Below are 13,882 nucleotides of genomic sequence, written 5' to 3' on the forward strand. Positions count from 1 at the left end.
GCATGCGAGCGAAGCGATGTGTGCGTGCCTGTGCGCGCCTGATCCTGCTGGTGATCGTCACGGCGACGGCCCTGCTGGCCCCGCCACCACCCCTGTTCGCGGCGGGTGCGCCCCTGGCGGACGCCACCGTGCCGGCGATCGGCCGCACCTGGCCCGTCGGCCCGCGCCCCCGGGTCCTGCGGGGCTGGGAGCCCCCGGCGACGGCCTACGGCCCGGGCCACCGGGGCGTGGACCTGGCGGCGCCGGCGGGCACACCGGTTCGAGCGGTGGCCGCGGGCCGGATCTCCTTCGCGGGCCGGGTGGCCGGCAAGGGAGTCGTCTCGGTGGACCTCACGGGAACGGGCGACCCACCCCTGCGCGCGACGTACGAGCCGGTGTCGGCAGCGGTCGAGGAGGGCGAGGAGGTGGAGCCGGGCGAGGTGATCGGCACGGTGGACGCGAGCGGTTCGCACTGCACGGCCCCGTGCGTCCACTGGGGCCTGCGCCGCGGCGAGACGTACGTGAACCCGCTGTCGCTCCTGCCGCCGTGGCTCCTGCGCACGGGCCCGTCGAGGCTGCTGCCGCTGGCATAGCCGCGGGCATGCGTGCCGCTCGGGGCGATGGGGGCTCCTGCTCGAGCGAAGTCGAGAGCTCGGGGGACGGTGGGTACAGCGGCACCCCGCTCCGCCGGGCTGCGGAACGCCCCGGCGTCGGCCCCGACACCCTCAGCCCCGCACACCCCGCAGCGCCATCGACACAGCCGCATCCGTGATCGCCCCGGGCTCCTCCGCCGCCCCCAGCTCGATCCTCCGCACGGCCGCGTCCACGACGCCCTGCACCAGCATCGCCGCCAGCCGGGGCTGCGCATGCCCCAGCTCGCCCAGTGCCTCGACGATCATCGCGACCAGCCCGCCGTGCGCTGCCCGGATCTTTTCCCGCGCCCCCGCGTCGAGTTCACTCGCGGAGATCGCGACCACGGCCCGGTGCCGCCGGTCGCCGACCAGCTCCAGCTGCTGCCGCACATACGCCTCGACCTTGGCCTCGGCCGTCTCCGCCCGCTCCATCGCCGCCGCCACGTCCGCCGCCCAGACCGGGAAGTCGACCTCGCACAGCTCCTCGACCACGGCCGCCCGTGACCGGAAGTACTCGTAGACGGACGATCGCGCGAGGCCCGTCCGCTCGGCCAGGGCCGGGAAGGTCAACGCCTCCGTACCGCCCTCGGACAACAAGGAACGAGCCGCGTCCAGCAGGGCGGCTCGCTGCATCGACCGGTGCTCGGCCACAGAGGCCGCTCGAATCCTTGGCACGTCAACACTCTACGGACGCGTTCCGCCGGACGGGAGTGGCTGTCGCAGGCTCGACGGCATCCGGCCAGGTCAGCGGCCGAAGCTCGCCAGTTTCGCTCTCAGCTGCAGCACCGACTTCGTGTGGATCTGGCTGACCCGGCTCTCGGTCACGCCCAGCACATTGCCGATCTCGGCCAGGGTGAGGCCCTCGTAGTAGTACAGCGTGACCACCGTCTTCTCCCGGTCGGGCAGCGTGTTGATCGCCCGCGCCAGGAATCTCCGCAGCTCCCGGTCCTCGGCGACCTCGACGGGGTTGTCGGCGGCGGTGTCCTCCAGCGTGTCCATGACGCTGAGCCCGTCGCCGCCCTCACCGCCCCCGTGCAGCAGCTCCTCCAGGGCCACCACGTTGGCCAGCGACAACTGGCTGAACACCGCGTGGAGTTCCTCGACGGCGATGCCCATCTCGGAGGCCACCTCGCCCTCGCTCGGGGTCCGCCGCAGCCGCGCCTCCAGCGTGGCGTACGCCCGCTCCACACTGCGTGCCTTCTGCCGCACCGAGCGGGGGATCCAGTCCAGCGCCCGCAGCTCGTCGATCATCGCGCCGCGGATCCGGGTGATGGCGTACGTCTCGAACTTGATCTCGCGGCCGATGTCGAACTTCTCGATCGCGTCGATCAGCCCGAACACCCCGGACGAGACGAAGTCCGCCTGCTCGACGTTGGACGGCAGGCCCACGCTGACCCGTCCCGCGACGTACTTCACGAGCGGCGAGTAGTGCAGGATCAGCTGCTCCCGCAGCCGCTCGTCCCCCGTCGCCTTGTACGACCGCCACAGCTCGTCGAGCGTCGAGGGAGCGGGCGGCCGCACGCTGCCACCGTCACGGGCGGCTGGGGGGATCGCCGCCCGGTCGGACCCGGAGGTGTGCTGGGGCATTCGTCGCCTTGTGCCGTTCTGCTGCGGAGTGGTGCTGCTGGGGTGGGCTGTCTGTCTGATGTCGAGTTGCCTGTCCGTGTCGGGATCCTCGTGAGCGTAGCGTGACTGTGGTGTCGCGGTGCGCGAAGTGCGGAGGCCAAGGCGGGCGCAGATACGTTCTTGAGGACATCCCGTCGGGACGTCGCGGTCGCTCGGTGTGATCACCGGATGGCCCCAACTGGGCGCATTTCCAAGGGATGTCGGGGTTACCCCGGACGGCCGAACACGCACGGTCAACCCGGCCCGCGACCGCCGCGGACCGACATCACCGCCTGGCGTGTCAACTTCCAGCCGTCGCCGTGTCGTTCGACGTAACCGAGTGCTCGGAGTTCGTACAGTCTCGCGATCGCGTCGTCCTGTGCGGTCTGTGCGGAGCGCGCGATCTCGTCCGGCCGGGCCACCCCGCGTCCCGGCAGTGCGGCGAGCACCTGCCGGGTGGCCGGTTCCAGCAGGTCCCGGGGCAGGACGGGGCCGCGCCGGTCGGGGGCCAGCTCTCCCATGTCACCGACCAGTTCGACGACCTCCGCGACATCGGTGACCAGGACGGCCTCCCCGCGCAGCAGATCGTGCACTCCGGCGGAGAGCCCGCTGGTGGCCGGGCCCGGCACCCCCATCGTGTGCCGGCCGAGGCGCTGCGCCGCCCGTGCGGTGACCAGGGAACCGCTGCGTTGGGCGGCCTCGACGACCACAGTGCCCCGGGTGAGCGCGGCGATCACTCTGTTCCGCAGGATGAACCGGCTCGGCGTCGGATGATCACCGGGTGGCAACTCGCCGATCACCAGACCCTGTTCGGCGATTCTGCTGATCAGCTGGGTGTGGCCGCGGGGGTAGGGCCGGTCGACGCCGCAGGCGAGGACGGCGACGGTGGCGCCGCCGGCTCCGAGTGCTCCGCGATGGGCGGCGCCGTCGACTCCGTAGGCGCCGCCGGAGACCACGACCCAGCCCTGCTCGGCGAGGCCGGCGGCGAGGGTCGCGGCCATATGGGCCCCGTACTCGGTGCAGGCCCGGGCGCCGACCACGGCGACCGACTTCAGCGCCCACATCCGCAGGCTGGGCCGCCCGCGCACCCACAGCCCCAGGGGCCGGGCATCCCCGAGATCGTCGAGCTGCCCCGGCCACTCCCCGCCCCCGGGAGACACGAACCGCACCCCGGCATCCCGGGCGGCCTCCAGGTCCCGGCGCGGCCGGGCGGCCTCCGCCCTGGCCACCAGCCCGGCCCACCGCTTCCCGCTCGCCCCCGGCAGAGCGGCCCCGCCCGCCCTCAGCCGCCGCACCACTTCCCCGATCCCGAACTCCCGCACCCACCTCCCGCCGACCTCGTCGCCGGGCTCGATGACACGGGTGAGCAGCACCCGGCCGAGCAGCTCGTCGTCCGGTTCGCCGCCGACGCTCATGTCAGCGCCCCGATGGCCATGGGGACGCCTCGCGGCACACCGGTGCGCAGCTGGAGCGCGAGGGCGACGTCCGTGGCGCCCGGCCGGTCGTGGCCGACGAGGTCGGCGACGGTCCAGGCCACGCGCAGGACGCGATCGAGCCCGCGGACCGTCAGGACACCTCGCTCCAGGCTCCGCTCGGCCTCGTCCATCGCGCCCGGCACGGCGTACCAGCGGCTGCGCAGCTCACGGCCGGGCACCTCGCTGTTCGTGTACCAGGGGGTCCCGGCAAGGCGCTCCGCAGCCCGCGCCCGGGCCGCCCGGACGCGGTCGGCGACCGTCGCGGTCGACTCGCCCCTGGCGCCGGAGGCGGTCAGCTCGGTGCGGGTGACGCGGTCCACCTCGACACGCAGATCGACCCGGTCCAGCAGCGGGCCGGAGAGCCTGGCCTGGTAGCGGCGGACGGCCGAGGGCGGGCACTCGCACAGGTCGTCCCGCTGCGAGAACCGGCCGCACGGGCAGGGGTTGGCCGCGAGCACCATGAGGAACTTCGCCGGGAAGCGCACCACTCCCGCACTGCGCGCGATCACGACATGCCCCGCCTCCAGCGGCTGGCGCAGCGCGTCCAGGACGTGACTGCTGAATTCCGGCGTCTCGTCCAGGAAAAGGACGCCTCGGTGGGACAGCGACACCGCACCGGGCCGCGCGATGCCTGGGCCACCGCCCACGAGTGCCTGCAACGTGGCCGAGTGGTGCGGGGCACAGTAGGGGGCGACGTCGATCAGGGGCTGGCCCGGGGGCAGCAGGCCCGCCACCGAGTGGACCGCCGTGACCTCCAGCGACTCCTGCCGGCCGAGCCCGGGCAGGATGGCCGGCAGTCGTTCGGCGAGCATCGTCTTGCCGGCGCCGGGCGGCCCCTCGAGGAAGAGGTGGTGCCCGCCCGCTGCGGCCACCTCCACGGCCGTGCGCGCCGAGGTCTGCCCGACGACGTCCGCCAGGTCGTGACCGTGGTCGTGCTGGGCCGCGCCAGCGCTGTGCATGCCCGTGGCCGCGCCTGTGCCCGGCATGCGCAGGCCGGCGAGGAGCGGGTCCGGGCGCCCCGGCTCGTCCCGTTCCTCGTCGGGCACGGGTTCGTCGGCCAGGATCGCGATCAGCTGCCGCAGACTGCGGACGCCCAGCACCGAGACCCCGGGCACGAGGGACGCCTCGGCGGCGGCGCACTCCGGCACCACCACCTGCTCATACCCGGCACCGGCCGCCGCCAGCACCGCCGGCAACACCCCTCGCACCGGCCGCACCCGCCCGTCCAGCCCCAGTTCGCCGATCATCACGATGTCGGCGAGGACCCGCGGGTCGATGCGTTCCGCCGCGCCGAGGACCGCTGCCGCGACGGCCAGGTCGAAGCCGCTGCCGGACTTCGGTACCGAGGCGGGGCTCAGGCCGACCGTGAGCTTCTTCTGGGGCCAGGCCGCGCCCGAGTTGACGACCGCGGCGCGCACCCGGTCCCGGCTCTCCGTGAGGCTCTTGTCGGGCAGTCCCACCAGGGTGAAGGCCGCGACGCCGGGTTCGAGGTCGGCCTGCACCTCGACGACCACGCCCTCGACGCCCACCAGCGCCACCGAACACGTACGGGCGAACGCCATTCAGGCCACCCCCCGCACATGCTCGACCACGGCAGCGCCGCGGGCCGGCAGCAGCACCCCGACCAGGTCGATGCGGACCCCGCCGGGCGGTGCGCCTCCGTGTGCCTGGATCCACCGCTCGGCCAGGTCCCGCAGCCGCTCCGCCTTCTGCGGGGTCACGGCCGCCATCGGATGCCCGAAGGGACCCTCCCTGCGGGTCTTCACCTCGCAGACGACCAGGACGTCTCCGTCCCTGGCCACGATGTCGATCTCGCCGGCCCGGCCGGAGCGCCAGTTGCGCTCCAGAACCGTCAGACCGGCCTCGGCCAGCCGCCGTGCGGCCAGGCCCTCCCCGTACTTGCCCATGGCACTGCGTGCCAGCTGTGCGGTCATGTCGGCACCACCTCCGGCGCCAACGATCACGCACCCGCCCCCATCGAGTGGATCTTGGTGGACGGCTCAGCGGTTGTGGACAAACCCGTCACCCTCCCGGGCGGACGTCACCCGCTCGGCAGCTCCAGGTCGCTCTTGTTCAGCTCCTCGATGTTCACGTCCTTGAACGTGAGGACCCGGACTTGCTTCACGAACCGTGCCGGCCGGTACATGTCCCACACCCAGGCATCCGCCATGGACACCTCGAAGAACACCTCACCCTGGACCGAGTGCACCTGCATCTCGTAGTCATTGGTCAGGTAGAAACGCCGCTCGGTCTCGATCACGTATTTGAACAGACCGACGACATCGCGGTACTCCCGGTAGAGCTTCAGCTCCATCTCGGTCTCGTACTTCTCGAGGTCCTCGGCGCTCATGGCATGTTCCCCTTCAGCCGTGCGATCCCCCCATTGTGCGCCAGTCCCGTGAGCCGCTAGACGATTTCCGGGTCAAGGATCACAGGCCTGGCCGGGGGACCTTCGTCGAGCAGCGTGCGCAGCAGCCCGGCGAGTCTGGTCGGATACACCGTCTCATGTGCCCGGCTCAGTTCCGGACACGTCCACCAGCGCGCTCCGGCGACACTGCGCCGTTCCAGCTCGGTCAGCCCGGTGGCGGCCACCGCCGTGCGATCCGTACGAGCCAGGTAGTACCACTCGTCCTGGTCCCAGCGGCGGCCCGCGAACGGGAAGGAGCACCTCCGCCGCCACAGCACCGGCCCGAGCTCGACCTCGGTGATGCCCGCCTCCTCGGCGAGTTCCCGCAGGGCGGCCTGGTCACGGGTCTCGCCGCCCTCCACTCCCCCGCCGGGGGTGAACCACCAGTCGTCGGCCGGATCGTCCGGCTCGTGCCCGTGCAGCAGCAGGATGCGGTCCTGCGGGTCGAGCAGCACGACCCGGGCGACCTTGCGCAACCCGCCCTCGTAGGTGTCCTGGCCCGTTCCCACGGCCTCAGCGGACACCGGCGGGCTCCGCGCTCGCCCGTCGGGCCCGGGCCGCGCCCGCACGCTTGGCGATGGGCCCGTAGGCGCCTCCGCCCAGGACGAGCACGGCGCCGGCGATCACGAGGACGGTGATCGTCCGCAGCGGGCCGGGTGAGGAGAGGGTGCTGAGCGGCTCGAAGCCGGTGGGGCGCTCCAGCATGCCCTTCATGGGCCAGACGACGGCGTCGACGCGGGCGTCCACGGCGGAGCGCGCCACCGTGCCGCTGGCGGCGTCGGTCAGGTGGGCCGTGGAGTCCACGGAGTTGCCGCGCTCGTCGCCGAGCAGGAAGAGACGGCCCTTGGGGACGGTCACGGTCGGGAAGTTGCTCATCTCGGCCGGTGTGCCCTTGGGCAGGTATGTCTCGTCGATCTGCTTGCCGTTGACCTCGAGCTTGCCGTCCTGGCAGCAGGAGACCGTGTCGCCGCCGACGGCGACCACACGCTTGACCATCGGCGCGTTGGCCCAGGTCGCGTCCTTGAAGACGACGACGTCACCACGGCGCACCTCGCCGCCGTCGACGCGCTGCGCCAGGATCCGGTCGCCCGCGTCGATCGTCGGTGTCATCGAGCTGGTGGGCACGGTGTACGGCCGGTAGACCACCGCTCCCCAGGCGAACCCGCCCAGGAACAGCACAAGGCCCAGCGCGACGGCCAGCCCGGACAACCGCTGTCCGGTCCGGCTGCCCTCCGGGCCCGTGCTCGGGCCACCGCTGCGCGGGGCCGTGTGCGTCACGCTCTCGCCACCCATGGGCCGCACCCTACCCGGGGGTACGGGCCGGGGTCAGCCCATGGCCGGGATCACTGCTTCCTGCGACGCCACCACACCACCGGCAGCACACCGGCCAGCGCCAGGCCCTGCGGCGCGACCGTCAGCCCGGCGGCGGCCGGCTGGGCGCTCAGCCCGGGCTGGTCGAAGGTGTCCGGCACCGGCAGGGTGTCCCAGCGGTTGATCGGCCAGGCGACGACGACGGCCCGTCCGACGACGTCCTTCACCGGGACCATGCCGTGGTTCTTGTCGGCCTGGTTGTATCGGGAGTCCCGCGAGTTCTGCCGGTGGTCGCCCATGACCCAGATGTAGCCCTCGGGGATTTTCACCTTGAACTGGCCGCCCTGGTCGTCGACGCTGCACGGCGTGTTGCCGGCGTAGACGTACGACTGCTCGTTCAGGGTCTTGCCGTTGACCGTGAGCGGGCCGGTGTTCTTGCATTCGACCGTGTCGCCGCCGACGCCGACGACGCGCTTGATGAGGTCCTTCTCCTCCGCGGACGGCATGAGGCCGATCCAGCTGAGGAAGGTCTGCAGGGCGTTCGGATCCGTGGTCGGCTCGCCCGCGAGCCAGTTGTCCGGGTCGTGGAAGACGACGACCTCGCCGCGCTCGGGCTCGGAGCCGAACCAGGGGGTGAGTTTGTCGACCAGGACGCGGTCACCCTGCTGGAGGGTGTTCTGCATCGAGTCGGAGGGGATGGAGAACGCCTGCACCAGGAAGGTCTTGATCAGCAGCGCCAGCACCAGCGCGATACCGATCAGGATGGGCAGCTCCTTCCAGAAGGAGCGCGGCTTCCTCGGTGTCCTGGCCGTACCGCCCGGCCCCTGGTCCCCTGCTGTCGCGTGCTCGCCCGTCACCCTGTCGTCCTCGGCTGCCCCGGAGTCATTCCCGGAGGTCACGGCGCTGTCCGCGGCCGGGACGGCGGATTCCGCGGGGCGCCCGCGATGCTCCTCGCCGTCGTGTCCGGACCGTGCGCCAACCGCCACATCCCCCACGCCAACTCCTCACTCTGTGCCGCCGCCTGCCCCATACACGACGCAGGCCCACCACTCCCATAACGAGCGGGAGTTCCGCAGGGGTCGGGAGCTGGATCGTTCCGTTCGAATCGTAGGAGGCAACCCTATGCGACAGTTCGGGAGCAGCGGTCGACCCGGTGGCCGAGTCGGACACGGAGGCGTACGTATTCGGTTCCTCCAGCATGTTCCAGTGGCCGAAGGGCCAGGCGATGACCATGGCGCGGCCCACCACCTCGTCCTCGGACACCGTGCCCCCGTAGTCGGTGTCCTGGTGGGCGCGGGAGTCCGCGGAGTTGTTCCGGTGGTCGCCCATCACCCACAGCCGCCCCTGGGGGACCGTGATGTCGAACGGCGTGTCGGACGGGGCGGCGCCGGGATACAGGTAGTCCTCGTTCAGCGGGATGCCGTTGACGGTCACGCGTCCCTGCGTGTCGCAGCACTTGACGCGGTCGCCGCCGACGCCGACGACCCGCTTGATGAGGTCCTTCTCGTTCTCGGACGGCAACAGGCCGATGAAGGTGAGCCCTTCCTTGACCTGCTTGATGACGACGGGGTCGGCCTTCTGCGTGGTGGGCTGCTCGTCCTGGAGCCAGCCGCCGGGGTCCTTGAAGACGACGACGTCCCCGCGCTGCGGCTTCGAGCCGAACCACGGGGTGAGCTTGTCGACCAGGACGCGGTCGCCGATCTGGATCGTCTGCTCCATGGAGCCGGACGGGATGACGAAAGCCTGGACGAGGAACGTCTTCAGCACGAGCGCTATCAGGACGGCGACGCCCACGAGGAGAGGTATCTCCTTGACGGCACCGCGCCTGCGGCGCCGTTTGACCTTGCGCTGGAGCTTGCGGCGCTCGGCACGCGTACGGCCACCGGACGGGCCGGCGGCGCGCCGGGCGCCGGTGGGCAGCAGGTTCTCCGCGGGGCCCGCAGGGACGCCGCGCGGTTTGCCGCGGTTACCCATGGGCGCCCGTCCTTCCGGCGGCAGGCACGCGCGCGTAGGCGTCGGGGCGGTGCAGCCGGGTGGCGTGGCCGAAGGGCCAGATGATCCCGTCGGCGCGGCCGATCACGTCGTCGACGGGGATCATGCCGCCGCCCGGCGAGCCGAGGTGGTCGCGGGAGTCGCTGGAGTGGCTGCGGTGGTCGCCGAGGACGAACAGGGTGCCGCCGGGCACGACGACGTCGAAGGGCACCGTGGACGGGCTGTCGCCGGGATACAGGAAGCCCGACTCGTCGACCGGCCGGCCGTTCACCTGGATGCTCCCCTCCCTGTCGCAGCAGACCACGTGGTCTCCCCCCACGCCGACAACGCGCTTGACGTAGTCCGCGTGCCCGAAGTACCCGGTCCCGTCGAACACGACGATGTCTCCCCGCTGCGGCGCGGCACCGAAACGGTATGCCAACTTATTTACGAGAACCCGGTCCCCGATCCTCAATCCCTGCTCCATGGATCCGCTGGGGATCTGGAACGGGCGCAGCACGAACGTGCTGAGCAACAGCAGGAACAGCAGGCAGACCAGCAGGGTGAGGGTGATCCGGCCGCCCGGGATCCAGGAGCTGACACGCGACAGCAACGCGAAACGCGACCGGTCCTCCGGCCCTGCGGGTTCCGAGGTCGTTTTCTCGGAGCCGGAAGGGCGGGAGGAGCGGTCGCGCTCCGTCGGCTGTGCTTCGGTGTCCATCGGAGCCAGATGCTATCCGGCCCCGACGCGAACCCCGGAGAGCGCTCAGTTGTCGCGCTTCTCCTTGATCTTCGCGGCCTTGCCGCGCAGCTCGCGCAGGTAGTACAGCTTGGCGCGACGGACGTCACCCCTGGTGACGAGCTCGATCTTCTCCACGATCGGGGTGTGCACCGGGAAGGTGCGCTCGACGCCGACGGAGAAGGAGACCTTGCGGACCGTGAAGGTCTCGCGCACGCCGGAACCCTGACGGCGGATCACAACGCCCTTGAACTGCTGCACACGGGAGCGGTTGCCCTCGATGACGCGGACGTGGACGTTCACGGTGTCGCCCGGGCGGAAGGCGGGGACGTCGCTGCGCAGCGACGCGGAGTCGACGGAGTCGAGCAGGTGAGACATTTCGTCTGCTTTCCTCGCTGATGCCACAGGTCATCAACGGAAACTAGGTGTTTCGGATCAGGTGTGTGCGGGTCGGGGCGGACGTCGTCTCCCCCTGTGGCAGGGGCGCACGCCGGACAGACGCACAACAGCTGGCTATTCTTCCACGCCGTCGGTCCTGCGCCAAAATCGGCCGTACGGCTCCCCCGCCGGGTCGGGTGCCCAGCCCAGGATGGAGAGCATCTCGCGGTCCTTCTTGTCGAAGGCCTTCGGGTCGCAGCGCTCGATGAGGTCGGGCCGGTGGGCGGTGGTGCGCTTCAGGGCCTCGTCGCGACGCCAGCGGGCGATCTTCCCGTGGTGGCCGCTGAGCAGCACGTCGGGGATGTCCCGGCCGCGCCACTCGGGCGGCTTGGTGTAGACGGGCCCCTCCAGCAGGCTCGCCATGGCGCCGGGCGCGAAGGAGTCGTCGCGGTGGGACTCGGCGTTGCCCAGGACGCCGGGCAGCAGCCGCGCCACGGCTTCGGTGACGACGAGGACGGCCGCCTCGCCGCCGGCCAGGACGTAGTCGCCGATGGACACCTCGTAGACCGGCATCCGTGTGGCGTACTCGTCGACGACACGGCGGTCGATGCCCTCGTAGCGGGCCGGCGTGAAGATCAGCCAGGGGCGCTCGGAGAGGTGGACGGCGAGTTCCTGGGTGAAGGGGCGGCCGCTGGGGGTGGGCACGATGAGGGCGGGCTCGCGGGAGCCCGTCTCGTAGCCGTCGGCCAGGACGGAGTCCAGCGCGTCCCCCCACGGCTCGGTCTTCATGACCATGCCGGGGCCGCCGCCGTACGGGGTGTCGTCGACGGTGTTGTGGCGGTCGTAGGTCCAGGAACGCAGGTCGTGGACGTGCACATTGAGCTGTCCACGCGCGCGTGCCTTGCCGACGAGGGAGACGTTCAGCGGTTCCAGGTACTCGGGGAAGATCGTGACGACGTCGAGGCGCATTACGGCTCATCCCGGCTGGAGGCGATCTCGGCGCGGTCGTCGATCAGGCCCGGCGGCGGGGTGATGACGGCCTTCTGCTCCTCGAGGTCGATCTCGGTGACGATCTCCTCGACGAAGGGGATCAGCACCTCGCTGCCGTCGGGGCGCTCGACGATGAACAGGTCCTGCGAGGGCAGGTGCGAGATCTCCGTGATCCTGCCGACCTCGGTGCCGTCCGCGGTGACCACGTCGAGGTCCATGAGCTGATGGTCGTAGTACTCGTCCTCGCCCTCGGGCATTTCCTCCGGGTCGATCTCGGCGATCAGGAGGGTGTTGCGCAGGGCCTCGGCGCCGGTGCGGTCGCCGACGCCCTCGAAGCGCAGCAGAAGACGGCCGCTGTGGACGCGGCCCGTCGCGATGGTGAGCGGTCCCGCGGCGGCGGGATCGGTGGTGAGTACGGCACCGGGGCCGAGCCTCAGCTCCGGCTCGTCGGTCCGTACCTCGACGGTGACCTCACCCTTGATGCCATGGGCACGGCCGATCCGTTCGACTACCAGTTGCACGAGTCCAATCTCCTGTCATACGACTGCGGGCCGGGGACGGCCCAGTGGCCCTCCCCGGCCCGAGCCGGTGCTGCTGCGATAAGCGTCAGCGGACGTGGTCCACGTCGACGAGGTCGACACGGATGCCGCGACCACCGATGGCGCCCACGACGGTACGCAGGGCGCGTGCGGTGCGGCCGTTGCGGCCGATCACCTTGCCGAGGTCGTCCGGGTGGACCCGGACCTCGAGCACGCGACCGCGGCGCAGGTTGCGCGAGGCGACCTGCACATCGTCAGGGTTGTCGACGATGCCCTTCACGAGGTGCTCGAGAGCCTCCTCGAGCATGCTCAGGCCTCGGTCGAAGCGGACTCAGCGGCGGCCTCGTCCTTCTTCTCAGCCTTCTTCTTCTGGGTGATCGCCTCACCCTTGCCCTCGTCGTCACCGCCGATGGCCTCGAACGACGGACGCGCGGCCTTCTCGGGCTGCGTCAGCAGCGGAGCCGGGGCGGGCTCGCCCTTGAACTTCTGCCAGTCGCCGGTCTTCTTGAGGATGGCCATCACGGGCTCGGTCGGCTGAGCGCCGACACCGAGCCAGTACGCCACACGCTCGGCGTCGACCTCGATCACCGACGGGTTGTACGTCGGGTGGTACTTGCCGATCTCCTCGATGGCCCGGCCGTCACGGCGGGTACGGGAGTCGGCGACGACGATGCGGTAGTGAGGCGAACGGATCTTGCCCAGACGCTTCAGCTTGATCTTGACTGCCACGGGAGTGGGTTCTCCTGGAATTTGACGTGGTTGGGCACGGCGAGAAGGCCGCGTGGGGTTGCGGTACCCGAGTGCCCGATGGACGCGTCAGCCGGAGGAGAGAGGGGTCCTGTGCGGCTGTCGAGTACAGCTAGCCATTGTGCCACACCCTGAGGGTCGCTCCCGGCCGGGGCCCGAACCGCTGTGCGGGCATGCCGAGGGCGCACCCGGCGTGGAGGCACGTCGGGTGCGCAGCCCGGCCCGAGCCCTGCGCCGAAGACCGGCAGCCACGAGATGCCGGTGGAGGGCGTCAGCTCGCGACCGCTCCCACGACCTCCGGGATGCGGAACGGCTTTCCGCAGCCGCCGCAGACGATCGGGGCCTGGGCGAGCACCGACGGGACGACGCGGACGTTGCGGCCGCAGTCGCAGACCGCCTTGACGCGTACGCCGCCGCCCGAGGAGCCGTGGCGCGCGGCCGGGCCCCGGAAGGTGCGGGATGTGTCGGAGGACGTCGCGGCGGTGTGCGCCTTCAGGGCGCGCTGGAGACGCTCCATCGTCGGGCGGTAGCGCCGCTTCGCCTCGGGGGTGAGCGTGACCAGGGAGAAGCCGCTGCTGGGATGCGGTTCCTCCGGGTGGTCCAGGCCCAGCTCCTCGGCGATCGCGAGGAATCTGCGGTTGTGGTAGCGGCCGGCACGGGAGGTGTCGCGGACGCCGCGCGCGGCGGCGATGCCATGGACTGCCTCATGGAGCAGTCGCTCGAAGGAGAGCTCGTGACCGCACGCGGACGACGACTCCCCGATCAGGGACTCTGGCGCGGCAAGGTCGGGCAGCTCGGGGTGGTACCGCTGAATATCGGCCCACGCCTGTGCCAGCTCTGCGGCGAGAACAGGTGGTGTCTGTGTCGTGCTCACGTAATGACAACGAGCCGGGGTGCCCCAGTGTTCCGATTCCGGGCCATCCCAAATAATTTGCACGTACCCGTCAGTTGCCTCTGATGCGTCCCGACGAGGGCGGGTGCGCTGATCTGTGGAGAAGCCTCGCAGCTCACCACAAGGTGGTGCGTAGTCCCGCGTACGCGCCGGCGCGTAGAGCCCATCCGCGCGCTGGGGAAACAGGCGTCCGCTGATGCGCAAGAGGTGTTTCGGT

At 71.2% G+C, this 13,882-nt stretch carries 18 protein-coding genes; 1 reads left to right on the forward strand and 17 read right to left on the reverse strand.

Annotated features, from left to right (window positions below):
* Nucleotides 1-2: 2 nt before the first annotated feature.
* On the forward strand, nt 3-572 hold the full coding sequence (locus tag G3I77_RS24365; RefSeq protein ID WP_248507152.1) for a M23 family metallopeptidase: 570 nt from the start codon (nt 3-5) through the stop codon (nt 570-572).
* 132 nt (nt 573-704) lie between these two features.
* Here G3I77_RS24365 and G3I77_RS24370 read toward each other — a convergent pair whose 3' ends face one another.
* The 17 genes from G3I77_RS24370 to G3I77_RS24450 all read right to left on the reverse strand — a co-directional run bounded on the left by G3I77_RS24370 (nt 705) and on the right by G3I77_RS24450 (nt 13,647).
* Nucleotides 705-1,262, reverse strand: a complete 558-nt coding sequence (locus G3I77_RS24370; RefSeq protein ID WP_248507361.1) for a TetR/AcrR family transcriptional regulator — start codon at nt 1,260-1,262, stop codon at nt 705-707.
* A 93-nt stretch (nt 1,263-1,355) separates the two neighbouring features.
* Nucleotides 1,356-2,198, reverse strand: a complete 843-nt coding sequence (gene whiG, locus G3I77_RS24375; RefSeq protein ID WP_248507154.1) for an RNA polymerase sigma factor WhiG — start codon at nt 2,196-2,198, stop codon at nt 1,356-1,358.
* Nucleotides 2,199-2,470: 272 nt separating this feature from the next.
* Nucleotides 2,471-3,631 (reverse strand): DNA-processing protein DprA, encoded by a 1,161-nt coding sequence (dprA, locus tag G3I77_RS24380; protein ID WP_248507157.1) that lies wholly within the window; start codon nt 3,629-3,631, stop codon nt 2,471-2,473.
* Nucleotides 3,628-5,253, reverse strand: a complete 1,626-nt coding sequence (locus G3I77_RS24385) for a YifB family Mg chelatase-like AAA ATPase (RefSeq protein ID WP_248507159.1) — start codon at nt 5,251-5,253, stop codon at nt 3,628-3,630. Before G3I77_RS24385 ends, dprA begins: the two co-directional genes overlap by 4 nt.
* Nucleotides 5,254-5,655: a YraN family protein gene (locus G3I77_RS24390; RefSeq protein WP_248507161.1), complete on the reverse strand. Its 402-nt coding sequence runs from the start codon at nt 5,653-5,655 to the stop codon at nt 5,254-5,256.
* Nucleotides 5,656-5,732: 77 nt separating this feature from the next.
* Nucleotides 5,733-6,041 carry a DUF2469 domain-containing protein gene (locus G3I77_RS24395; protein ID WP_003993268.1) on the reverse strand — a complete coding sequence of 103 codons (309 nt, stop codon included), beginning with the start codon at nt 6,039-6,041 and terminating at the stop codon, nt 5,733-5,735.
* A gap of 56 nt (nt 6,042-6,097) precedes the next feature.
* On the reverse strand, nt 6,098-6,622 hold the full coding sequence (locus tag G3I77_RS24400; protein ID WP_248507163.1) for an NUDIX hydrolase: 525 nt from the start codon (nt 6,620-6,622) through the stop codon (nt 6,098-6,100).
* Entirely contained in the window at nt 6,612-7,391 is a 780-nt protein-coding gene (gene lepB, locus G3I77_RS24405; RefSeq protein WP_248507165.1) for a signal peptidase I, read from the reverse strand. Before lepB (G3I77_RS24405) ends, G3I77_RS24400 begins: the two co-directional genes overlap by 11 nt.
* A gap of 50 nt (nt 7,392-7,441) precedes the next feature.
* Nucleotides 7,442-8,404, reverse strand: coding sequence for a signal peptidase I (gene lepB, locus G3I77_RS24410; RefSeq protein ID WP_248507168.1), 963 nt, complete (start codon nt 8,402-8,404; stop codon nt 7,442-7,444).
* Nucleotides 8,292-9,383, reverse strand: coding sequence for a signal peptidase I (gene lepB, locus G3I77_RS24415; RefSeq protein WP_248507169.1), 1,092 nt, complete (start codon nt 9,381-9,383; stop codon nt 8,292-8,294). The genes lepB (G3I77_RS24410) and lepB (G3I77_RS24415) overlap by 113 nt, the downstream gene beginning before the upstream one ends.
* Entirely contained in the window at nt 9,376-10,101 is a 726-nt protein-coding gene (gene lepB / locus G3I77_RS24420; RefSeq protein WP_248507171.1) for a signal peptidase I, read from the reverse strand. Before lepB (G3I77_RS24420) ends, lepB (G3I77_RS24415) begins: the two co-directional genes overlap by 8 nt.
* A gap of 45 nt (nt 10,102-10,146) precedes the next feature.
* Entirely contained in the window at nt 10,147-10,497 is a 351-nt protein-coding gene (gene rplS / locus G3I77_RS24425; RefSeq protein WP_248507173.1) for a 50S ribosomal protein L19, read from the reverse strand.
* A 135-nt stretch (nt 10,498-10,632) separates the two neighbouring features.
* The gene (gene trmD, locus G3I77_RS24430) at nt 10,633-11,466 is read right to left on the reverse strand and encodes a tRNA (guanosine(37)-N1)-methyltransferase TrmD (RefSeq protein WP_248507175.1); all 834 of its coding nucleotides are present in this window, start codon (nt 11,464-11,466) and stop codon (nt 10,633-10,635) included.
* Nucleotides 11,466-12,008, reverse strand: coding sequence for a ribosome maturation factor RimM (gene rimM, locus G3I77_RS24435; protein ID WP_248507176.1), 543 nt, complete (start codon nt 12,006-12,008; stop codon nt 11,466-11,468). The genes trmD and rimM overlap by 1 nt, the downstream gene beginning before the upstream one ends.
* Nucleotides 12,009-12,093: 85 nt before the next feature.
* On the reverse strand, nt 12,094-12,333 hold the full coding sequence (locus tag G3I77_RS24440) for an RNA-binding protein (protein WP_004924853.1): 240 nt from the start codon (nt 12,331-12,333) through the stop codon (nt 12,094-12,096).
* Nucleotides 12,334-12,335: 2 nt separating this feature from the next.
* Complete coding sequence (gene rpsP, locus G3I77_RS24445) at nt 12,336-12,755, reverse strand: 30S ribosomal protein S16 (protein WP_010044494.1); 420 nt, start codon at nt 12,753-12,755, stop codon at nt 12,336-12,338.
* 289 nt (nt 12,756-13,044) lie between these two features.
* The gene (locus tag G3I77_RS24450; protein WP_094055768.1) at nt 13,045-13,647 is read right to left on the reverse strand and encodes a hypothetical protein; all 603 of its coding nucleotides are present in this window, start codon (nt 13,645-13,647) and stop codon (nt 13,045-13,047) included.
* Nucleotides 13,648-13,882: the final 235 nt, after the last annotated feature.

This window comes from Streptomyces sp. D2-8, assembly GCF_023184515.1.
Taxonomy (GTDB): domain Bacteria; phylum Actinomycetota; class Actinomycetes; order Streptomycetales; family Streptomycetaceae; genus Streptomyces.

Coding starts and splice junctions, on each gene's coding strand:
- G3I77_RS24440 (WP_004924853.1), bottom strand. CDS start 12,333: ATGCTCGAGGAGGCTCTCGAGCACCTCGTGAAGGGCATCGTCGACAAC.
- G3I77_RS24395 (WP_003993268.1), bottom strand. CDS start 6,041: ATGAGCGCCGAGGACCTCGAGAAGTACGAGACCGAGATGGAGCTGAAG.
- dprA (WP_248507157.1), bottom strand. CDS start 3,631: ATGAGCGTCGGCGGCGAACCGGACGACGAGCTGCTCGGCCGGGTGCTG.
- lepB (WP_248507165.1), bottom strand. CDS start 7,391: ATGGGTGGCGAGAGCGTGACGCACACGGCCCCGCGCAGCGGTGGCCCG.
- lepB (WP_248507171.1), bottom strand. CDS start 10,101: ATGGACACCGAAGCACAGCCGACGGAGCGCGACCGCTCCTCCCGCCCT.
- lepB (WP_248507169.1), bottom strand. CDS start 9,383: ATGGGTAACCGCGGCAAACCGCGCGGCGTCCCTGCGGGCCCCGCGGAG.
- whiG (WP_248507154.1), bottom strand. CDS start 2,198: ATGCCCCAGCACACCTCCGGGTCCGACCGGGCGGCGATCCCCCCAGCC.
- G3I77_RS24365 (WP_248507152.1), top strand. CDS start 3: ATGCGAGCGAAGCGATGTGTGCGTGCCTGTGCGCGCCTGATCCTGCTG.
- trmD (WP_248507175.1), bottom strand. CDS start 11,466: ATGCGCCTCGACGTCGTCACGATCTTCCCCGAGTACCTGGAACCGCTG.
- rplS (WP_248507173.1), bottom strand. CDS start 10,497: ATGTCTCACCTGCTCGACTCCGTCGACTCCGCGTCGCTGCGCAGCGAC.
- G3I77_RS24385 (WP_248507159.1), bottom strand. CDS start 5,253: ATGGCGTTCGCCCGTACGTGTTCGGTGGCGCTGGTGGGCGTCGAGGGC.